This is a genomic window from Halopseudomonas oceani, from assembly GCF_963677335.1.
Taxonomy (GTDB): Bacteria; Pseudomonadota; Gammaproteobacteria; order Pseudomonadales; family Pseudomonadaceae; genus Halopseudomonas; species Halopseudomonas oceani.
On sequence record NZ_OY781932.1, the window covers coordinates 105,575 to 125,346 of the forward strand.

Sequence of the window (19,772 nt, forward strand, 5' to 3'; positions counted from 1 at the left end):
AGGCCTAATATCAGTCGCACAGGAGGAAGCACACAATGACTACAAAAAGCTCACCTGCCGCACCACTCGACGCCATCATCATCGGCAGCGGGTTTGGCGGCCTTGGCATGGCCATCCAGCTAGACCGCGCCGGCATCAGTCACTTTCTGCTGCTGGAAAAGGCCGCTGACATCGGCGGCACCTGGCGCGACAACCACTATCCGGGCTCCGGCTGCGACGTACCTTCGCACCTGTACTCCTACTCGTTTGAGCCGCGCACCACCTGGCCGCACAAGTACGCCCGCCAGGACGAAATTCACGCCTACATCCGCCACTGCGCCGACAAATACCACCTGCGCCAGCGCATTCGCCTCAATTGCGAAGTCAGCGAAGCCCGCTTCGACGCCGACAGCGGCTGCTGGCAGGTCACTACCAGCAGCGGAGAAACCCTGGTCGCGCGCAATCTGATCGCCGCCACCGGCCAGCTCAACCGCCCGCTGATGCCGAACATCGAAGGCCTCTGCAGCTTTGCCGGCCCGGCCTTCCACTCGGCCGAGTGGCAGCACGACGTTGACCTCAAGGGCAAGCGGGTCGCGGTCATCGGTACCGGCGCCTCGGCGATCCAGTTCGTACCGCAGATCGTGCCCGAGGTGGCTCAGCTTGACCTGTACCAGCGCAACGCCGCCTGGGTGCTGCCCAAGGATGATTGCGAATACAGCGATTCACGCCGCCGCTGGCTAAGCCGCCTGCCGCAGCTGCACCAGCTGGACCGGCTCTGGCAGTACCTGACCCACGAAGTGCGCGCGCTGGCTTTCGTGCATTTCCCGGCGCTGGTCAAAAGCAGCGAAAAGACCGCGCTGCGCCACCTGCAGCGCAACATCAGCGACCCAGCCAAGCGCGCGGCCCTGACCCCGGATTACCCACTCGGCTGCAAGCGTATCCTGATCAGCAACAACTACTATCCGGCGCTGAATCAGCCTCACGTCAATGTCGTCACCGACGGTATCGAGAAGGTCGTGCCAGAGGGTGTAATCACCCAGGACGGCACCCTGCACCCGGCCGACGTGCTGATCTATGGCACCGGCTTTGCCGCCACCGAATTCCTCGCGCCGATACGCATCACCGGGCTCAACGGCAGCGAGCTGAATGAAGCCTGGCGCGACGGTGCCGACGCTTACAAAGGCATCTCGGTCGCCGGCTTCCCCAACCTGTACGTGCTCTACGGGCCAAATACCAACCTCGGCCACAACTCGATCATCTATATGCTGGAAAGCCAGTTCCGCTACGTCATCGCCTGCGTGAAGGCCGTGCGCGACCGTGGCCTGCGCTACCTTGATCTGCAGCCCGAAGTGCAGGCGCGCTACAACCGGCAGCTGCAGGATGACGCCCGCGGCACAATCTGGGCTCAGGGTTGCCAGAGCTGGTATCTGACCGCCGACGGCAAACAGACCGTCAACTGGCCCGGTTTTACCTTCACCTATCGATACATGACCCGCAAACCGACATGGAGCGATTATGTCCAGGTACGTTGATGAGCTGTATCGCAATCCAGGGCAGCCCGGGTTGCGCGCCTTTCTGCGCGGCATGCTGAAACTGCTGTTTCGCGGTCTAGTGCGGCCACCCATTCCGTTTTCCCTGCAGGCGATAATCCTGCGCCTGCTGACCCTCGGCATGCCGCTGGCCAAAGGCGTCAGCCGCAGCACAGAGCAGATCGCCGGACGGCCCTGTATGTGGCACCGCCCGGCCGCAGGGGGCAACGGTCGAGTGCTGCTGTACCTGCATGGCGGCGCCTTCGTCATCGGCTCCCCGCAGACCCATCGGGGCATCTGCTCGGCGCTCGCCAGCCGTGGTCAGTTCGATGTCTGCGCACTCGATTACCGACTGGCGCCAGCGTATCCGGCACCGGCGACCTGTGACGATGCGGTCGCCGCCTATCAGGCGCTGCTGCAGCGAGGCTATACGCCCGCGCAGATCACCCTGATCGGCGATTCGGCAGGCGGCAACCTGGTACTGGTGACGGCGCAAAAGCTGGCCGCGCTCAAGCTGCCGCTGCCCGCCTCGCTGGTCTGCTTTTCACCGGTCACCGACATGACTGCCGAGCAGCTGCACGCGCCTGCGGCCGGCGACCCACTGCTGCATCCGTCCTGGCTAGACAGCGCCCGGGACGCCTACTGCCCGGCCGGGCTGGACCGCGCCGATCCGATGGTGTCGCCGCTGTTCGGCCAGCTCAAGGGCTTGCCGCCATTGCTGCTGCAGGTCGGTGAAGATGAGGTGCTGCTGAACGACAGCCTGCGGCTGGCCGAAGCCGCGCGCGCAGCCGACGTCGCCGTACGGCTGGAGCGCTACGAGGACCTGTGGCATGTATTTCAGGCCCACGCCGGGCTGCTGCACAGCGCTGATGCGGCACTGCAGCGGGTGGTTGACTTTGTGAACAGCGCTCAGGCCGACTCGGTAAGCTGATCCCGGTGAATCGCGTAAGGCCCCCAGGCCTGACGCACCGGCACCACTTCCAGTCGATTGATGTTCATGTGCGCAGGCAGCGCGGCGATGTAACCCACCTGTGCGGCTACATCGTCGGCGGTGAGCGGTACTGTGCCCTGATAGACCTTGTCCGCGGCACCCGAGTCCCCGGCATTGCGCACCAGACTGAACTCGGTCTCGGCAATACCCGGAGCCAGATCAGTCACCCGCACGCCGGTGCCCTGCAGGTCACAGCGCAAGTTGTAGGAAAACTGCTGCACGAACGCCTTGCTGGCACCGTAAACATGGCTGCCCGGATACGGGTTACCGGCGGCGGTGGAACCAATGTTGATGACGGTCGCGCCGCTGCCCCAGGCAATCAGCCTGGGCAGCACCGCGTGTGTCATGTTGACCAGCCCGGTGATGTTGGTGTCGATCATGGTGTGCAGGTCGCTCAGCTCGACCGCCTGTGCCGGCCCCGGCGCCAGCGCCAGCCCGGCATTGTTGACCAGCACCTGAATCCCGGAGAACGGCTCCGGCAAATTATCGATGGCGCGCTGCACGGCGATGGCATCGCGCACATCCAGCTGCAGCGGCAACACCGTAGTCAGCTCACTCAATTCATCGGCCAGCGCCTGCAGGCGCTCCAGACGGCGACCACAGAGAATCAGCGGCCAGCCCTGCCGCGCCAGACAGCGCGCGCTGGCGGCGCCAAACCCGGAGGTCGCGCCGGTAATCAATACTGCACCTTGCATGGGTATATCCTGTTTTCAGTTCCGGGCTAGCGGTGCTGAAAGCGTCGGCGAGGCAGTCAGCGCAAGGCAAAAGTTGGCGAAACAGCGCAGTTTACGAACAGTAAATGAGCATGTTGAGCCGACTCTTAGCGCCGCGATGGCCACGTAGCCTGCTTTCAGGGCCGCTAGCGGCGTTCTTCTCGAATAAAGGGTTCTCCCAACGCCCCGGGCTGGCTGCTGCTATCGCGGCTGGCCAAGGCTACCCAGATCATCACCCCGAGGGTGACGGCGTAGGGGGTCATAAATACGAAGTACTGCGGCAGACGAATACCGGAGGCGGCCATCTGCGGAATCAGCGCCTCGATACAGCCAAACAGCACGGCACCGGCCAGCGCCTTCCACGGCGACCAGCGGGCGAAAATCACCAGCGCCACGGCAATCCAGCCGCGCCCGCCGACCATGTCGGCGATCCACATCTTGGTGCTCAGTACCGAGATATAGGCACCGGCCAGACCGATCAGCATCGAGCCGGCAACAATGGCGGCGCAGCGATAGCCCAGCACCGGAATACCGGCGGCATCCGCCGCCTGCGGGTTCTCGCCAACCGCACGCAGGCGCAGGCCGAGCACGCTGCGATTGAGCACCAGAACTACCACGACGAAGATCAGCGGCGTAACAAATACCAGCGGGTTCTGCACAAACAGCTTGCCTACCACCGGCAGCTCCGAGAACGGCCAGAGCGATACCGCGTGCAGCCCGGCGACCGGCTTGTTGGTCCAGTCCAGCAGGGTGCCAAGCAACCCGGTCAGGCCCTGACAGAAGAACACCAGCGCAAGACCGGCGATCACCTGATTGATGCGCATCACCAGCACCATCAGGGCAAACAGCAGCGAGACAAACCCGGCCGCGCACATAGCCAGAATCAACGCCCAGACAGCCGCGCCACCGGTCATCAGCGACGCCCCGATACCCGCTAGCGCACCGACCAGCATCAAGCCTTCGGCGCCCAGTGCCAGCACCCCGGAGCGCTCTATGACGATCAACCCGAGCGCCGCCAACGCAAAGGGCACGGCAAAGTCGGGAATGTTGCCGATCCAGCTTGCAATCATGTCCATCAGACCTGCCCTCCCTGAATGCGGCGAATACGGTGACGGATAAAGAACTCGGACGACGCCACGCAGATCACCAGAATCGCCTGGATCAACTGCACCATCGAGAACGGGATCTGATAGAACACCTGCAGGCTGCGCCCGGCGACAAACAGCGTGGCCACCAGCACCGCCACCACGGTCGCGGCAATCGGTTGATTGCGTGCCAGGAAGGCGATCAAAATCCCGGAGAAACCGTACCCGGCGTAGAACGAGTGGGTCAGCCGCCCTTCCTGTCCAGCGGTAATCATCAGCCCGGCCAGACCTGCCAGCGCACCGGATAGCAGCACGGTCCCGAGGATCACCCGCTTGACCGGCACACCGACCGCCCGCGCCACACCCGGGCTACTGTCGACAAAGCGCAGGTACAGGCCAGCGCGTGAAATGCCGGTGAACCAGAGCACGAACAGTGCGACCACCAGCGCCAGCACGACCGCCAGACTGACGCCATCGAACAGCTCGGGCAGACGCTCGAACACCTTGTACTGCGGCGAATAGGGGAACGAATCACGCGGGTCCTTCCAGCTGCCGTAGACCAGATGCAGCAGGAAGTTGAGCGCGATGTAGTTGAGCATCAGCGTGGAGATGATCTCGTTCACCTTCAGGTGCAGCTTGAGCAGCACCGGCGCCAGCGCCCAGAGCAAGCCGCAGGCCATGGCACAGGCCATCATCAGCGGCAGGCGCAGCGACGGCGGTCCGATCTCGAACAGCGAGATCGCGGTGGCGCCAATCGCTCCCCAGATCATCTGCCCCTCAAGGCCGAGGTTCCAGAAGCGCGCGCGGAAGGCCAGACAGCCGGCCAGACCGACCATGATCAGCGGTGCGGCCTGAAACAGCACCGCACGCAGGCTCTGGCTGTCGAACAGCGTGAGGATCACAAACTCGTTGAGCAGCTCACCCGCCGGCACCCCGGCGGCGACCAGAATGGCTGCCGAAATCAGCATCCCGACCAGCAGCGCCAGCGCGATGACCAGCGCCTGCCAGTACCAGGCCATCTGCTGGCGTACTTCTAGGGTGTAACGGCGCGCCAGCAGCGGTTGAAAATTCGTTGTATCAAACATGATTCACCATGGCCTGCCCGATTGCCTGGCGGTCTGCCGGTTGGGCAAACTCGCCGATGATACGTCCTGCCGACATCACGCCAATGCGGTCTGCCAGCGCCATCACTTCGTCGAGGTCTTCGCTGATCAGCAGCACGGCAGCGCCGGCATCACGCGCGCTGCGCAGCCGCTCGTGCACCGCCAGGGTGGCGCGCACATCCAGCCCGCGACTGGGGCTGTGGACGATGACCAGTTGCGGGGCACGGGCGAATTCGCGGGCAATCACCAGCTTCTGCGCGTTGCCGCCAGACAGCAGCGCCGCCTTCTGTTGCAGCGAGCGCACACCCTGCACATCAAACTCGGCGACCGCGGCGGCGGTGTCGGCTTCGATCCGCTTGCGGCGCAGGAACCAGAACGGCCCGTAGCGACCGCTGTGCACATCGCCCATGGCAAAGTTGTCGCTGATCGACAGCGGTGCGGCGAGCGCCGAGCTGTAGCGGTCGGCCGGGATGCAGGCGATGCCCAGCTCGCGGCGACGGGCCGCACTGAGGCTGTTGAGATCACCTTCACCGACCAGTTCCATCTCGCCGGACACCGGCTCGGGCAGGCCCATCAGCGCGCCGGCCAGTTCACTCTGACCATTGCCACCAACCCCGGCGATGCCGTAAATCTCGCCAGCGCGCAGCTCAAGATTGACGCCGCGCAGCACCGGCGCGTCGCTGCTGGAGCGCAGATCACGCACCGCCAGCTTGACCTCGCCCGCGTCTCGGCTGGATGGAATCTGCGGTGGAGTCGGCGCATCGCCAACGGTCAATTTGACCAGCTCACCTACCGACACGGTCTGCGGCTTGAGGCTGGCAACGGTTGAGCCTGTGCGCATCACCGTCACCTGATCGGCGTAGCGCATGACATCATTCATTTTGTGGGTCACCAGGATGACGGCAGCACCTTCCTGATGCGCGAAATTCTGGACCGTGGTCAGCAGGTTTTCTGCTTCCGCATCGGTCAGTACCGCGGTGGGTTCATCGAGAATCAGAATGCGGGCACCGGCCAGCAGCACCTTGAGAATCTCGACCCGTTGCTGCTCGGCCACCGACAGTTGATCCACCCGCGCGTGGGGTTCGATGCTGAACCCCAGGCTGGCGGCCATGGCGGTGATCTGCTCGGCGGTCTGCGCCAGCCGCTGCCGGTAGGTACCGGCCTGCAGGTGACGAAGACCGAGCAGAATGTTTTCTGCCACGGTGAAGGGTTTCACCAGCTTGAAATGCTGGTGCACCATGCCGATGCCCTGTGCTGCGGCATCGAGCGGCCCCTTCAGACGAACCGGGTTGTCGTCGATGAACAGCGATCCGGTTTCCGGCGCATACAGCCCTGCGGCGATGTTCATCAGGGACGACTTGCCCGCTCCGTTCTCGCCCAGCAGGGCATGCACTTCGCCCCAGCGTGCGGTGAAGGAGGCCTCGGACAGCGCCTTGAAGCCGTCAAACGACTTGCTTACGCTGTCCAGCCGGATCGCGTTCGGGTTGCTCATTGCTGGGTAATCACTCCCTTGACGAACCAGTCCATGGACCAGAGTTCACCGTCGGACAGCGCTTCACCTTCCGCCGCTTTGACGTTGCCGTCACGGTCAGAGATCGGGCCGGCGTAGATCAGTTTCTCGCCGTTCAGCAGCTCTTCACGGGCAGCCATGATCTTGGCTTTCTCTTCCTCGTCTATACCCTTGCCGCAGCAGGAGACGTCGGTACCGCCCTGCTCCATCGACAGCAGCGCACCGTGTTCAGCCGGTACCCAGTTGCCGGCCATGATTTTCTTCAGCTCCGGTGCCAGGAAGCGATCCCAGACCCAGACCGAGGAACAGACGGTGGCTTCGGGGGCGAACTCGCTCATATCACGGTGGTGACCGGTGCCATAGACGCCGCGCTCCTGGGCAACGATCTGCGGGGTCGGGCTATCCACGTGCTGGCCGATGACGTCAGCGCCCTGGTCGATCAGTGCGGTGGCTGCCGCGCGCTCCTTGACCGGGTCGTTCCAGGCGCCGGTGTAGATCACGGTGACGGTCGCATCCGGATTCATCTGCTGGGCGCCCATGGCGAAAGCGTTGACGGTCCAGTTCACCTGACCGAAGGGGTTGGCGGCAACGAAGCCCAGTTTGCCGGTTTCAGACGCAGCGCCTGCCGCCATGCCGCACAGGTACTGGCTCTCGTAGGTGCGACCGTAGAAGGATTCCAGGTTGTGCGAATTGGTGGTGCCGGAGCCATTCAGGAAGGCCACTTCCGGGTACTTGTCGGCCAGCTCCTTGAAGGTGTCGGAGTAACCGAAGGCGGTACCGATGATGATGTTAGCGCCACGCTGAATCAGCCGCTCAACGGTCGGTTTGATCGCCGAGGCGGTTTCCGGCACGCTTTCCACGTACTGAATCTTCTGGCCGATCTCGCCTTCCAGACGCTGACGCGCCTCGTCGAACGCCTGGGTCCAGCCACCGTCGTTGCGCGGGCTGATGTAGAGCATGGCGATCTTCGCCGGGCCGGTCAGGGTAAATCCGCCTTCCTCGGCAGCAGCCAGGGTCGGCAGGCCGCAGGCGGCCAGGGCGCATACGGCGCCCGCAATCAGTTTTTTCATTGCCAAAGTCCTTCTTGCGATCAGGTGGTGTGACTACATCATGTGGTTGATACGGAACACGTTGCCTTCCGGATCCATCAGCACCGCCTGATACCAGTTGTAATAGGTGGTATACGGCGGCTTGATCAGGGTGGCGCCCGCCTCGACGGCGATCGGCACCATGCGGTCGACCTCGGCGGGGCTGTCGACGTCGATGTTGAGCAGAAACTTGCAACCGCGGGTGTCGGAGTGCTCGGCCAGATGCAGCAGCTCGTAGGCATCCGGCGCGTTGAAGCCGATGCAGCAGGTGCCCGCATCCAGACCGACAAAGATCGGCGAGCGAATCGCCTCCACTTCCGGAAAGTCGAACACCCGCTGGTAGAACCCGCTGAGCGCTTCGATGTCGCGGGCGAATACGTTGACGTAGGAGAGTTTGCTCATATCAGGCCACCTTGCTGCCGCCAAAGGTCGTCTGACGGACGAACTTGGACTTAAGGTGATCGCCGGAGCTGACCGGTGCATACCGCGGCGTCTCGCCCTCGGCCAGGCAGCTCGGCAGACACTCGACCATCACGTCGTAGTTGGGCTGATGGAAGAACACCAGCGACTGGCGCTGCTGATCACCGGCAGCGTCTTCCGGCGGATTGATCACCCGGTGCAGGGTCGAGATCCACTGATCGTTGGTCCACTGCATCATCAGGTCACCGATGTTGACCACGAAGCCGTCTTCCACATAAGGCACATCGACCCACTCGCCGTCGCGGTTGCAAACCTGCAGACCACCCTGCGCGCCGTCGGGTTTGACGATGGTCAGGCTGCCGTAATCGGTGTGCGCACCGGCGCGCAGCTGGCCTTCCTCGATACCCTCTTTCAGGTGCGGATAACGCAGGCTGCGGAACATGCTGATGTGCTTGTCGATCTTGTCGTCGAAGAAGGTTTCCGGCAGTTCCAGCGCCAGCGCGAAGATGCGCATCAGCGTGCGGGCCAGATCGCCCATGGCCTCGAAATACTCGGCATAGGCCTGTTGAAATCCGGGCAGGTCAGCGGGCCAGACATTCGGCGCGAAGTGCGGGCCGGCCATGGCTTCGGAGTAGTAGGGCTCGGCCGGTACATCGGTCGGGCCGATCGAGAAGGATTCCTTGAGATCGCCCGGCGCCGCCTCTTCCATCGAGTAGGACAGGCTTTCTTCGGCAACCGCGCTGTAACCGCGGACCATGTCCGGACGCGGACGGTCCGCCTTGCGCTTTTCGGCCATCGGCAGATCAAAGAACTGTGAAGTCAAGGCATAGACCCGCTCGATCAATTCCTTGGGAATCTGGTGCTCGGTAATCACCAGAAAGCCGATGTCGCGACAGGCCTGGTTAACCGCTTTGGCCACCTCAGCTTTACCCTCGGCAGTCCCGTCGAAATAGGGGCCAAGGTCGATAATGGGAACGTATTGAAGCGTCATACAACCGTTTCCTCCAAATGGAGCTCAGCGAGAGCACTGAGCAGAAGAAGCGACGCGAGAAGTATTCAACGCGCCATTTTCCAATCAGCGGAGACGTTTGCAGCAACTATGCCAAAAAGTGTTTTTTCTTAAAAAACAGATAGATAATGAAAACCGACCGCTTATTTTGGAACAAACGGTCTGATCTAGAGCACTCGGTTTGTGCGTTTAGCCCAAAAAAGGGGCGGAGATATTGATCTACATCAAGAACGCGGACAGACGCCCTGCAACACCAATGCCTTGAGATTGGTCAGCGTCTCGGCAAAGAAGGCCGGGTCTTCCAAGGTACGACCAGAGACGGCCTCAACCTGGGTACGAAAGTCGGCGTAGTGCTGGGTCATGGCCCAGAGTGAAAAGATCAGATGATGCGGCTCGACCGGTGCCAGCTTACCGGCCCCGATCCAGGCATTGATGACGCTGACCTTGGATTCGACGATATCACGCAACGAGCCCTGCAGCTCGCCCAACAACAGCGGCGCACCCTGAATGACCTCCAGACAGAACAGCCGGGACTCAGCTGGATGATCACGTGACAGTTCCAGCTTCACGCGCAGGTAATCGCCAATCGCCTCGGCCGGGTCCTGCTCGACGCTGAACGCCTTGAGCGGGCTCAGCCAGACATCCATCAACTGACGCAGCACATTGATGTACAGGTCTTCTTTGGAAGCAAAGTAATACAGCAGGTTGGTCTTGGATACATCGGCCTGACTGGCAACCTGATCAAGACTGGTGCCGTGCAGCCCATAGCGCGAGAACACATCCAGCGCCGCCTCCATGATAGCGCTGCGCTTGGTCTCCATCAGCCGCTTGCGGCGGTTCAGCGTCGCCTCGCTGGGCACCCGACTGCGCGCCTTGGGCTTCTTTGCAGGTGTTGCGGGACGCTGTATTTGTTTGCTCACTGGAGGGGCAGCCTTAATCCTTGGTGGTCGCATTCTACCCTTGGTAACACAGTCCAACTCAAGCCCCAAAATGGCCCCCAAAACAGAGCCGCATGCACAAACCAAGTGCTCTAATTCAGACTAAATGGTCTAACTTAAACCAATAAAACCACACAAACCATTGATTTAAATCAACAAAAAAAACATGGCCTGGATTGTGCTTTTTCCAGTTCAGCGGCCGGCCGTATACGCCGACCTTCTGAACAAATGGACCACGGAGTGCAATCCAATGAATGTAGGTATCTTCATCCCGATCGGTAACAACGGCTGGCTGATCTCCAAGAACGCGCCGCAGTACATGCCGACCTTTGATCTGAACAAAGCCATCGTGCAACGCGCCGAGCACTACGGCTTCGAATTCGCACTGTCGATGATCAAGCTGCGCGGCTTCGGCGGCGAGACCGAGTTCTGGGAACACAACCTCGAGTCCTTCACCCTGATGGCCGGCCTGGCCGCCGTGACCGAGCGCATCCAGCTGTTCGCCACCGCCGCCACCCTGACCCTGCCACCGGCGATCGTTGCGCGCATGGCCTCGACCATCGATTCGATTTCCAACGGCCGCTTCGGCGTCAACCTGGTGACCGGCTGGCAGAAGCCGGAATACAGCCAGATGGGCCTGTGGCCGGGTGATGAGTTCTTTGCCAACCGCTACGACTATCTCGGTGAGTACGCCACCGTGCTGCGCGACCTGTGGACCACCGGTCGCAGCGACTTCAAGGGCGAACACTTCCAGATGGACGACTGCCGCGTCAGCCCGAAACCCCAGGCCGACATGAAGGTCATCTGCGCCGGGCAGAGCGAGGCCGGCATGGCCTTCACCGCCAAGTACGCCGACTACAACTTCTGCTTCGGCAAGGGCGTCAACACGCCAACTGCCTTCGCGCCGACCGTCGAACGACTGGTCAAGGCCACCGCAGAAAGCGGCCGCGACGTCACCTCCTGCGCGCTGTTCATGATCATCGCCGATGAAACCGACGAAGCCGCCCGCGCCCGCTGGGAGCACTACAAGGACGGCGCCGACCACGAAGCCATCGCCTGGCTGGGCGAACAGGGCGCCGCCGACACCAAGTCCAAGGGCGACACCAACATCCGCCAGATGGCCGATCCGACCTCCGCCGTGAACATCAACATGGGCACTCTGGTGGGTTCCTACGAAAACGTTGCGCGCATGCTCGACGAAGTCGCCACCGTGCCCGGCAACAGCGGCGTGATGCTGACCTTCGACGACTTCATCAAGGGCATCGAAGACTTCGGCAGCAAGATCCAGCCGCTGATGAAGAGCCGCCAACACGTTAACGAGATGCTGGAGACTGCGTGATGAACAGCCTGACCAAACCTGTTGTCGGTCATGCACCGGTACGCAACAACCCGACCGATGTGATTCTGCCCGCGCGCCCCGAGTCACTGGCGATCAACAGCGGCGAGACCGCACTGATCGTGGTCGACATGCAGAACGCCTACTCGACCAAGGGCGGCTATCTGGATCTGGCGGGTTTTGATGTCTCCAGCACCGGGCCGGTGATCGAACAGATCGCCCGCGCCATCGAAGCGGCCCGCGCCGCCGGCGTGCAGGTCATCTTCTTCCAGAACGGCTGGGACAGCGAGTACGCCGAAGCCGGCGGCCCCGGCTCGCCGAACTGGCACAAGTCCAACGCGCTGAAGACCATGCGCAAGAACCCGGAGCTGCAGGGCAAGCTGCTGGCCAAGGGCACCTGGGACTACGATCTGGTCGACGCCCTGCAACCGCAACCGGGCGACCTTGTGGTGCCGAAACCGCGCTACAGCGGCTTCTTCAACACCGCCTTCGACAGCCTGCTGCGCGCCCGCGGCATCCGCAATCTGGTGTTTACCGGCATCGCCACCAACGTCTGCGTGGAATCCACCCTGCGCGACGGCTTCTTCCTCGAATACTTCGGCGTGGTACTGGCCGACGCCACCCATCAGGCCGGCCCGGAGTTCGTCCAGCAGGCCTCGCTGTACAACATCGAAACCTTCTTTGGCTGGGTCAGCACCGTCGATGACTTCTGCACTGCACTGACCAAGCCCGTTACTCAAGGAGCAACCGCATGAGCAAGCAAACCGTACTCCCCGCCGGCACCGGCAAACCGCTGGCCCCCTACGTTCCGGGCTCGATGGCCGATGGCATTGTGTATGTTTCCGGCACCCTGCCCTTCGACAAAGACAACAACGTGGTGCACGTTGGCGATGCGGCAGCGCAAACCCGTCACGTGCTGGAAACCATCAAGGGTGTGGTCGAGGAAGCCGGCGGCACCATGGATGACGTCACCTTCAACATGATCATGCTGCGCGACTGGAGCGATTATGCCGCCATCAACACCGTCTACGCCGAGTACTTCCCGGGCGAAAAGCCGGCGCGTTACTGCATCCAGTGCGGTCTGGTAAAACCGGACGCGCTGATCGAAATCGCCAGCATTGCCCACGTCGGCTGAGGCCGTGGTCGTGATGCATATCGAAATCCACGGCCGGCGTGATGCCGACGCCCCGACGCTGGTATGCAGCTCGGGGCTCGGTGGCGCGGCGCACTTCTGGATGCCGCAACTGGACGCACTGACCAGCGACTACCGCGTGGTGCTGTACGACCAGCTCGGCACCGGCAAGAGCCCCGCCACGCTACCCGCCGACTACAGCATCGACGCCATGGCCAGCGAGTTGCGCATGCTGCTCGCCAGCCACGGCATCGGCGACTATCACCTGATCGGTCACGCCCTCGGCGGTCTGGTCGGGCTGGCGCTGGCCATCCAGCAGGCACCGGGGCTGCGTAGCCTGACGCTGATGAACGCCTGGTCGCGGGTCAGCCCGCATACCGCGCGCTGTTTCTCGGTACGCAAGCAATTGCTGGCCGGCAGCGGGCCGGCTGCCTATGTCGAGGCGCAGGCGCTGTTTCTCTACCCGCCGGACTGGATTGCCGCCAACATCGAGCAGTTGCAAATCGACGACCGCAGGCACGTGGCGGGCTTTCCGCCGACCGACAACCTGCTGCGCCGCATTGCCGCTCTGCAGGCGTTTGCGCCGGACGCACAGGCGCTGGCCGGGGTCCGTCAGCCAACGCTGCTGATCGCCAACCGCGACGACATGCTGGTGCCCTGGCAGTGCTCGCGAGAGCTTGCCGAGCAACTGCCGAACGCCCGCCTGGAATGCTTTGACTATGGCGGCCACGCCTCCAGCGTGACCTGCCCGGACACCATCAATACGACGCTCAAGCGCTTTCTTGCCAGCGTCATTCACGACACCGAATACGCCGCCTGAGTGAGGGCAACCATGTACGAACCATTAGATCAAACCGCCTTGGCACAGCTGTTCACCGAGGCACGCAGCCACAACGGCTGGCTCGACCAGCCGGTGCCCGACAGCCTGCTAGAAACCATCTACAACCTGACCAAGATGGGCCCGACGTCGGCCAACTGCAGCCCGGCACGCTTTGTATTTGTGCGCACCCGTCAAGGCAAGGAGCTGCTCAAGCCGTGCCTGTCATCCGGCAATCTGGAGAAGACCATGAGCGCGCCGGTCACCGTGATCGTCGCCTTTGACTCGCGCTTCTACGACGCCCTGCCCGAGCTGTTCCCGCATGCGGACGCACGCAGCTGGTTCACCGGCAGCCCGGAGATGATTTACGAAACCGCCTTTCGCAACAGCTCGATGCAGGCCGCCTACTTCATCATGGCCGCCCGCAGCCTGGGCCTGGATACCGGGCCGATGTCCGGCTTTGACGCCAAGGCGCTGGACGCCGCGTTTTTCAGCGACAGCCACTGGAAGTCCAATCTGTTGATCAACCTCGGCTACGGCGACAGCAGCAAGGTGTTCGACCGTTTGCCGCGTCTGGCCTATTCCAAGGCCTGCATTCTCACCTGAAGGAGCCCATCATGCTCGCAGCCAAGATAGTGGAACCCATGCCCGCCCCGGTCACCAAGGACGCCTTCCGCAACGCCATGTCGGTACTGGCGTCAGCCGTCAACGTGGTCACCACCGATGGCCCTGCCGGCCGCGCCGGCTTCACCGCCACCGCCGTGTGCAGCGTGTCGGACGAGCCGCCAAGCCTGCTGGTCTGCCTCAACCGCAGCGCATCGGTCTACGACATCTTTCAGACCAACGACCATCTGTGCGTGAACACGCTGACCTGCGATCAGCAGGCGCTGTCCAACCTGTTCGGCGGCAAAACGGCGATGGATGAACGCTTCGCCAGCGCCGACTGGAGCACCGACATCAGCGGTGCGCCGATGCTGGACGACGCGCTGATCAACTTCGATTGCCGCATCAGCAACCGGGTCTCGGCCGGCAGCCACGACGTTCTGATCTGCGAGATTCTCGCGATCCGCCAGCGCGACAGCGGCGACGGCCTGGTGTACTTCCAGCGTCGCTATTGTCAGCCGGTCTGACACCGGGTGCCTCGCCGCATCAACGGCGAGGCACCTCCTGCTTCAGCTGACCACGCGGTAACACGGCTCGTAGTCGGCCCCGCCCGGCAGCTTCATCCGGTGCTGATCGACAAAGGCCTGCAGCAGCGCATCCAGCGGCTGCATGATGCGCGGGTCGCCGTGAATGCGGTACGGCCCGTGTTCCTCGATCAGACGAATACCCTTGTCCTTGACGTTGCCCGCAACGATCCCGGAAAACGCCCGGCGCAGATTCGCTGCCAGTTCGTGCGGCGGCACATCCAGCGTCAGCTGCAGCGCCTCCATGTTGGCGTGGGTCGGGTCGAACGGACGCTGGAAACTTTCCTCGATGTGCAGCAGCCAGTTGAAGTGGAAGGCATCGTTGCGCTCGCGCCGGAACCGCTCCACCTCCTTGAGACCGGCGGCCATGCAGCGTGCGACCTCGGTCGGGTCGTCAATGATGATGCGGTAGTGCTGCTGCGCCTGCGCACCGAGGGTTTCACCGACAAAGGCATGCAGTTGCTGCAGATAGGCCTCGGCACTGCGCGGGCCGGTGAGGATGACCGGGAACGGCAAATCACGGTTGTCCGGGTGCATCAGGATGCCCAGCAGGTAAAGAAACTCCTCCGCCGTGCCGGCACCGCCCGGGAAGATGATGATGCCGTGACCAACCCGCACAAAAGCCTCCAGGCGCTTCTCGATGTCGGGCATGATCACCAGTTCGTTGACGATCGGGTTGGGCGCTTCGGCGGCAATGATGCCGGGCTCGGTGATGCCCAGATAGCGCCCCTCAAGGACGCGCTGCTTGGCATGGGCAATGGTCGCACCCTTCATCGGGCCTTTCATTACGCCCGGCCCGCAACCGGTGCAGATATCGAGATTGCGCAGGCCCAGCTCGTGGCCCACCTTCTTGGTGTACTTGTATTCCTCGATGCTGATCGAGTGCCCGCCCCAGCACACCACCATCTTCGGCTCCAGCCCCGGACGCAGGGTGCGGGCGTTGCGCAGCAGATGGAAGACGTAATCAGTGATCCCGGCGGAGCTGTCCAAATCCACGCGCTGACCACCCAACTCGCTTTCGGTGTAGACGATGTCGCGCAGCGCACTGAACAGCATCTCGCGGGTGCTGGCAATCATCTCACCATCGACAAAAGCATCGGCTGGCGCGTTGATCAGCTCCAGCCGGACGCCACGATCCTGCTGGTGAATCTGCACTTCAAAATCGGCGTAAGCCTCAAGAATGGTCTTGGCGTTATCGACCCGCGCGCCGGTGTTGAGAATCGCCAGTGCACACTGCCGGAACAGCTGATGCAGCCCGCCGGAACCGACTTCACTGAGCTGCTGCACCTCACGTTGGGAGAGCGTTTCCAGGCTGCCTTTCGGGCTGACTGATGCATTGATTACTCTGGTTTGCGTCATGCAAGGCTTCCTTGGCGGACGCCGACGGTCATCATCGTCGGCGTAACAATAGATACGACCTCCTGGGCCGCAACGGCAACTTCATTCTCGACCCCGGCAGGCTACCTTGGCAATCGCCATTGAAATAACGCTCGAGGAACCGGGCGTGGCAAAGCAATGCGCCGCCCCCTGACTCGCGCAATAGCATCCGCAACACCGTCTACCGCCGGCTGGCCCCTCAGTTGGCTGCCAACACCTGGCGACTACGGCCCAGCGCAGCGGCTTCCACAGGACGGCCAAACAGGTAGCCCTGAAACACCTGGCAGCCGCTGTCGACCAGAAAACGCATCTGCTCGACCGTTTCCACGCCCTCGGCCACGACTCCCAGACCTAGGGTGCGGCCCAGCGCAACGATAGTGCCGGCGATCGCTGCGTCGTTGGCGTCGGTCAGTACATGGTCGATAAACGACTTGTCGATCTTCAACTGATCCAGCGGCAGGCGCTGCAGATAACTGAACGAGGAGTATCCGGTTCCAAAGTCATCCAGCGAAAAGCGAATACCCATCTGCCGTAGAATCCTCATCTTGCTGATAGTGCGCGGCAGGTTTTCCTGCAACATGCTCTCGGTCAACTCCATGCGTAATCTGGCCGCACAGGCACCGGTGCTATCGATGATCGCAGCCACCTGATCGACAAAGTCATCCTGGTTCAGCTGCCGGGCACTGACATTGACTGCGATATGCCAGTCAGCCCGTTCCGGGTCCTGCGCCCAGCTGGCAAGTTGAAGACAGGCTGTTTTCAGTACCCACTGTCCAATCGACAGAATCAGTCCGCAGTCTTCGGCCAGAGGGATAAAGGTAGCAGGTGACACCATCCCCAGCTGTGGGTGTTGCCAGCGGATAAGAGCCTCGACACCCAATATCCGCTGCTGCCCATCCACTACCGGCTGATAGAACAGACAAAACTCATCGTTATCCAATGCCTGGCGCAGATCGCGCAGCAGCATCGCCCGCTCGAGCACCTCAGACTGCATCGCCGGATCAAAGAAGCAGACCTGATCACGTCCAGCGTCCTTGGCTCGGTACATTGCCATGTCAGCCTGCTTGACCAGCTCCTCAGCCTGATCGTCGTTCAGCGTGAACAGCGTCACTCCGATACTCGGCGACACCGATAGTTGCAGGTTGGAGAGCAGGCAGGGCTCACCGAGTCGCTGACGAAGCTGTTCCGCTCGAACCACAACCCGCGCAATGACCTGCTCCAGATCACAGCCCAGATCTTCGAGCAGCAGGACAAACTCGTCGCCGCCCAGCCGGGCCACGGTATCAACATCGTGCACCATCTGCTGTAACCGGCCAGCGACCTGACACAGCAGCGCGTCGCCTTGGGCATGGCCAAGGGTATCGTTGACCTCCTTGAAGTTGTCCAGATCAATCATCAACACCGCACCATAACTACCGCTGCGCACAGCCTTGCGGGTCGCCTGCAGCAGACGCTCGGTCAACAGTCGACGATTGGGCAATCCCGTCAGCTCATCATGCAAGGCAATGTGCAACGCCTGCGCCTCTGCCTGCTTGCGCTTGGTGATGTCGGCACGAATCGCGATGTACTGCTCCGGTAAACCGTTGTCACCGACAAAGGGCACGATGGTGGTCTGCACCCAGTAGAGCGAGCCATCCTTCGCCCGATTACAGACCTCACCATTCCAAACCTCGCCATGAGCGATGGTGCGCCAAAGCTCGGCGAAGAACGCCCGCGGATGAGTGCCCGAGTTGAGCAGGCTGTGGGTTTGCCCGATCAGCTCATCGCGCGCATATTGGGAGATCGCACAAAACTTGTCGTTGACCTTGGTGATCACACCGCGCGCGTCGGTAAAGGCAACAATCGCGTGAGCATCAAGCGCCAGCCGGATATCGCTATTCTCGCGCATCGATAGCTCGAGTTTGCGCAGGCTCTGCTCACGCACAGTGGTATCGGTAAAGATCGCCATGACCCCCTCACCGTCGGGCACTACGATCACATGGCCATGTCGCTGCTCGCCCTGCGGCGTGCAATAGCCTCCATCCAGCTGGCCACGCTCACCGTTCAGCGCCTGCTGCAGTAACGGCAGCAACTGTCGATAGCTGGCGCTGTCGATCAGCCGCTCAAGGGGCATGCCATCGACACAGGAGGTCGCGCGCAACAAGCTGCGGTCAAAAGCCGGATTGCTGTAACGCACTCCCAGGCGCTTATCCAGCCGGACCACACCAACCGGCAGGCTTTGCATCAACCGGTTCAGCTCTTGCTCCTTGGCCTGCGTCCGCTCGCTGGACCGGCTGAGCAGGGCGTAGGGGTCGTGCACCGCGACAATAAAGGCAGCGCGGTAGATACAGGAGTAACCGACCACCTTGTAGATATGGCCAAGCAGACTAATAGCGTCGGACGGCTCGACATAGTTGGTAAACGCCAGCTCGCCCACCCCCATGACAAAGCTCGCCAAACCAAGCCAAAGAAAACGCGAATTGCTCTCGCGTCGATAACGGATGAAAAACCAGCCAGCCAACAACAGGTTGGCCGCGCTCAGAACATATTCAATTCGAGCCTTGAATGATGTGACTCCAAGCCCCGGCACAAAGATATCCGGCAGTTGCTGCAAGGCATATACCCCCGCTAGCAGCAACCCCGCGAACAGCAGCAGCGCAGCCGTCAGCCAGCGCACCGGGGTGCCGGCGAAGCGCACGCCCGCGGCAACCAGAAGCAGCGATAGCGCCTCGGCACTGCGCCCTGCCAGCCAGAAAAAGATAGACAGCTCGATACTGCCATCCACAATCAGTGATGGCATGCCACCGTAAACCAGAGCATGCGCCAGATCGGTTCCCGCCACCAGGGTGAAGCCAAAAATCAGGACATTGGCACGTGGCAGGTCGCGCTTACCCAACGAACCCCAGGCGATGGTTATCACCATCACCGACACAACCACTGCGACCAGCTCTAGCAACAGATGAACTGACAGATAATCCTGCGGCCGCTCGACAAACAACGGCACCCGGGGAAGCGCCAGGGCAACCACCATCAACGCAGCCGAAACCAGGCAAGCGAGCACGGCGTATCGCCACTTTGGATCACCATCAGGGTCCATTCAAACACTCCGGGTATACAGATGCTGCGGCGAAGGCTGCAGCAGGACTTACACGTCTCAGCGGCATTCGGTGAGCTGACTATTCACTGCGGGAAGACGGCACGTCTGACCGCACCGGAGGGTCTCGTCGAGCCGGGCCGTTTTTGCAACAGCCGTTCGGAAAACAAAAAAGGCCTGCGATTTCTCGCAAGCCTTTTTTTGTGTTTTGGTGCCGGCACCAAGAGTCGAACTCGGGACCTACTGATTACAAGTCGCTAGATGTTACGCCAAGGCCCGTAAAGTCTAGGCTAGTATTGCCGAGGGTACAATAGGGTTAACTAGTTGTTTATGCTTGGTTTTCACGAGTTTTGCCGAGATCGCAAAAACTGGGCACTGTACCGCTACTGTACCTTTTCAGTGTACCTATTTCGTGTCTTTCGAGGGGAGCTTTGGCTTACCACTTGCGCCTAGATGGGCACATGTTTCGCTACGGTCGACGCAGG

18 protein-coding genes are annotated in these 19,772 nt (G+C 61.8%); 8 read left to right on the top strand and 10 right to left on the bottom strand.

Going from position 1 to position 19,772, the window contains the following annotated elements; genetic code table 11:
- Positions 1-35 precede the first annotated feature (35 nt).
- Positions 36-1,511 carry a flavin-containing monooxygenase gene (locus ACKPCU_RS00440; protein ID WP_321349108.1) on the top strand — a complete coding sequence of 492 codons (1,476 nt, stop codon included), beginning with the start codon at positions 36-38 and terminating at the stop codon, positions 1,509-1,511.
- Entirely contained in the window at positions 1,495-2,439 is a 945-nt protein-coding gene (locus tag ACKPCU_RS00445) for an alpha/beta hydrolase (RefSeq protein ID WP_321349109.1), read from the top strand. The genes ACKPCU_RS00440 and ACKPCU_RS00445 overlap by 17 nt, the downstream gene beginning before the upstream one ends.
- On the opposite strand, the gene ACKPCU_RS00450 is transcribed toward ACKPCU_RS00445, so the two are convergent.
- The 8 genes from ACKPCU_RS00450 to rutR all read right to left on the bottom strand — a co-directional run bounded on the left by ACKPCU_RS00450 (position 2,418) and on the right by rutR (position 10,380).
- The gene (locus ACKPCU_RS00450; protein WP_104738089.1) at positions 2,418-3,194 is read right to left on the bottom strand and encodes an SDR family NAD(P)-dependent oxidoreductase; all 777 of its coding nucleotides are present in this window, start codon (positions 3,192-3,194) and stop codon (positions 2,418-2,420) included. The two genes, ACKPCU_RS00445 and ACKPCU_RS00450, sit on opposite strands and share 22 nt — an antisense overlap.
- Positions 3,195-3,358: 164 nt before the next feature.
- On the bottom strand, positions 3,359-4,288 hold the full coding sequence (locus tag ACKPCU_RS00455) for an ABC transporter permease (protein WP_321349110.1): 930 nt from the start codon (positions 4,286-4,288) through the stop codon (positions 3,359-3,361).
- Positions 4,288-5,382, bottom strand: coding sequence for an ABC transporter permease (locus tag ACKPCU_RS00460; protein WP_118131356.1), 1,095 nt, complete (start codon positions 5,380-5,382; stop codon positions 4,288-4,290). Before ACKPCU_RS00460 ends, ACKPCU_RS00455 begins: the two co-directional genes overlap by 1 nt.
- Positions 5,375-6,892, bottom strand: coding sequence for an ABC transporter ATP-binding protein (locus ACKPCU_RS00465; protein ID WP_104738086.1), 1,518 nt, complete (start codon positions 6,890-6,892; stop codon positions 5,375-5,377). Before ACKPCU_RS00465 ends, ACKPCU_RS00460 begins: the two co-directional genes overlap by 8 nt.
- On the bottom strand, positions 6,889-7,980 hold the full coding sequence (locus ACKPCU_RS00470; RefSeq protein ID WP_104738085.1) for a BMP family ABC transporter substrate-binding protein: 1,092 nt from the start codon (positions 7,978-7,980) through the stop codon (positions 6,889-6,891). The genes ACKPCU_RS00465 and ACKPCU_RS00470 overlap by 4 nt, the downstream gene beginning before the upstream one ends.
- 33 nt (positions 7,981-8,013) lie before the next feature.
- Positions 8,014-8,400 (bottom strand): VOC family protein, encoded by a 387-nt coding sequence (locus tag ACKPCU_RS00475; RefSeq protein ID WP_088277161.1) that lies wholly within the window; start codon positions 8,398-8,400, stop codon positions 8,014-8,016.
- Between the two features lies 1 nt (position 8,401).
- Positions 8,402-9,409 (bottom strand): isopenicillin N synthase family dioxygenase, encoded by a 1,008-nt coding sequence (locus ACKPCU_RS00480; RefSeq protein ID WP_321349111.1) that lies wholly within the window; start codon positions 9,407-9,409, stop codon positions 8,402-8,404.
- A gap of 242 nt (positions 9,410-9,651) precedes the next feature.
- Entirely contained in the window at positions 9,652-10,380 is a 729-nt protein-coding gene (rutR, locus tag ACKPCU_RS00485; protein WP_321349112.1) for an HTH-type transcriptional regulator RutR, read from the bottom strand.
- Between the two features lie 235 nt (positions 10,381-10,615).
- On the opposite strand from rutR, the gene rutA reads away from it, so the two are divergent.
- The 6 genes from rutA to rutF are packed head-to-tail and all read left to right on the top strand — an operon-like array spanning position 10,616 to position 14,780.
- The gene (gene rutA, locus ACKPCU_RS00490) at positions 10,616-11,704 is read left to right on the top strand and encodes a pyrimidine utilization protein A (protein ID WP_118131354.1); all 1,089 of its coding nucleotides are present in this window, start codon (positions 10,616-10,618) and stop codon (positions 11,702-11,704) included.
- Positions 11,704-12,456 carry a pyrimidine utilization protein B gene (rutB, locus tag ACKPCU_RS00495; protein WP_321349113.1) on the top strand — a complete coding sequence of 251 codons (753 nt, stop codon included), beginning with the start codon at positions 11,704-11,706 and terminating at the stop codon, positions 12,454-12,456. Before rutA ends, rutB begins: the two co-directional genes overlap by 1 nt.
- On the top strand, positions 12,453-12,836 hold the full coding sequence (gene rutC, locus ACKPCU_RS00500) for a pyrimidine utilization protein C (RefSeq protein ID WP_104738080.1): 384 nt from the start codon (positions 12,453-12,455) through the stop codon (positions 12,834-12,836). Before rutB ends, rutC begins: the two co-directional genes overlap by 4 nt.
- Before the next feature lie 13 nt (positions 12,837-12,849).
- Positions 12,850-13,653: a pyrimidine utilization protein D gene (gene rutD, locus ACKPCU_RS00505; protein ID WP_321351909.1), complete on the top strand. Its 804-nt coding sequence runs from the start codon at positions 12,850-12,852 to the stop codon at positions 13,651-13,653.
- Between the two features lie 12 nt (positions 13,654-13,665).
- Entirely contained in the window at positions 13,666-14,256 is a 591-nt protein-coding gene (locus ACKPCU_RS00510) for a malonic semialdehyde reductase (protein ID WP_104738078.1), read from the top strand.
- Positions 14,257-14,267: 11 nt separating this feature from the next.
- Entirely contained in the window at positions 14,268-14,780 is a 513-nt protein-coding gene (gene rutF, locus ACKPCU_RS00515; RefSeq protein ID WP_104738077.1) for an NADH-dependent FMN reductase RutF, read from the top strand.
- Between the two features lie 42 nt (positions 14,781-14,822).
- On the opposite strand, the gene ppnN is transcribed toward rutF, so the two are convergent.
- Positions 14,823-16,196 (bottom strand): nucleotide 5'-monophosphate nucleosidase PpnN, encoded by a 1,374-nt coding sequence (gene ppnN, locus ACKPCU_RS00520; protein ID WP_104738076.1) that lies wholly within the window; start codon positions 16,194-16,196, stop codon positions 14,823-14,825.
- Between the two features lie 217 nt (positions 16,197-16,413).
- The gene (locus ACKPCU_RS00525) at positions 16,414-19,290 is read right to left on the bottom strand and encodes a bifunctional diguanylate cyclase/phosphodiesterase (RefSeq protein WP_321349114.1); all 2,877 of its coding nucleotides are present in this window, start codon (positions 19,288-19,290) and stop codon (positions 16,414-16,416) included.
- Positions 19,291-19,772: the final 482 nt, after the last annotated feature.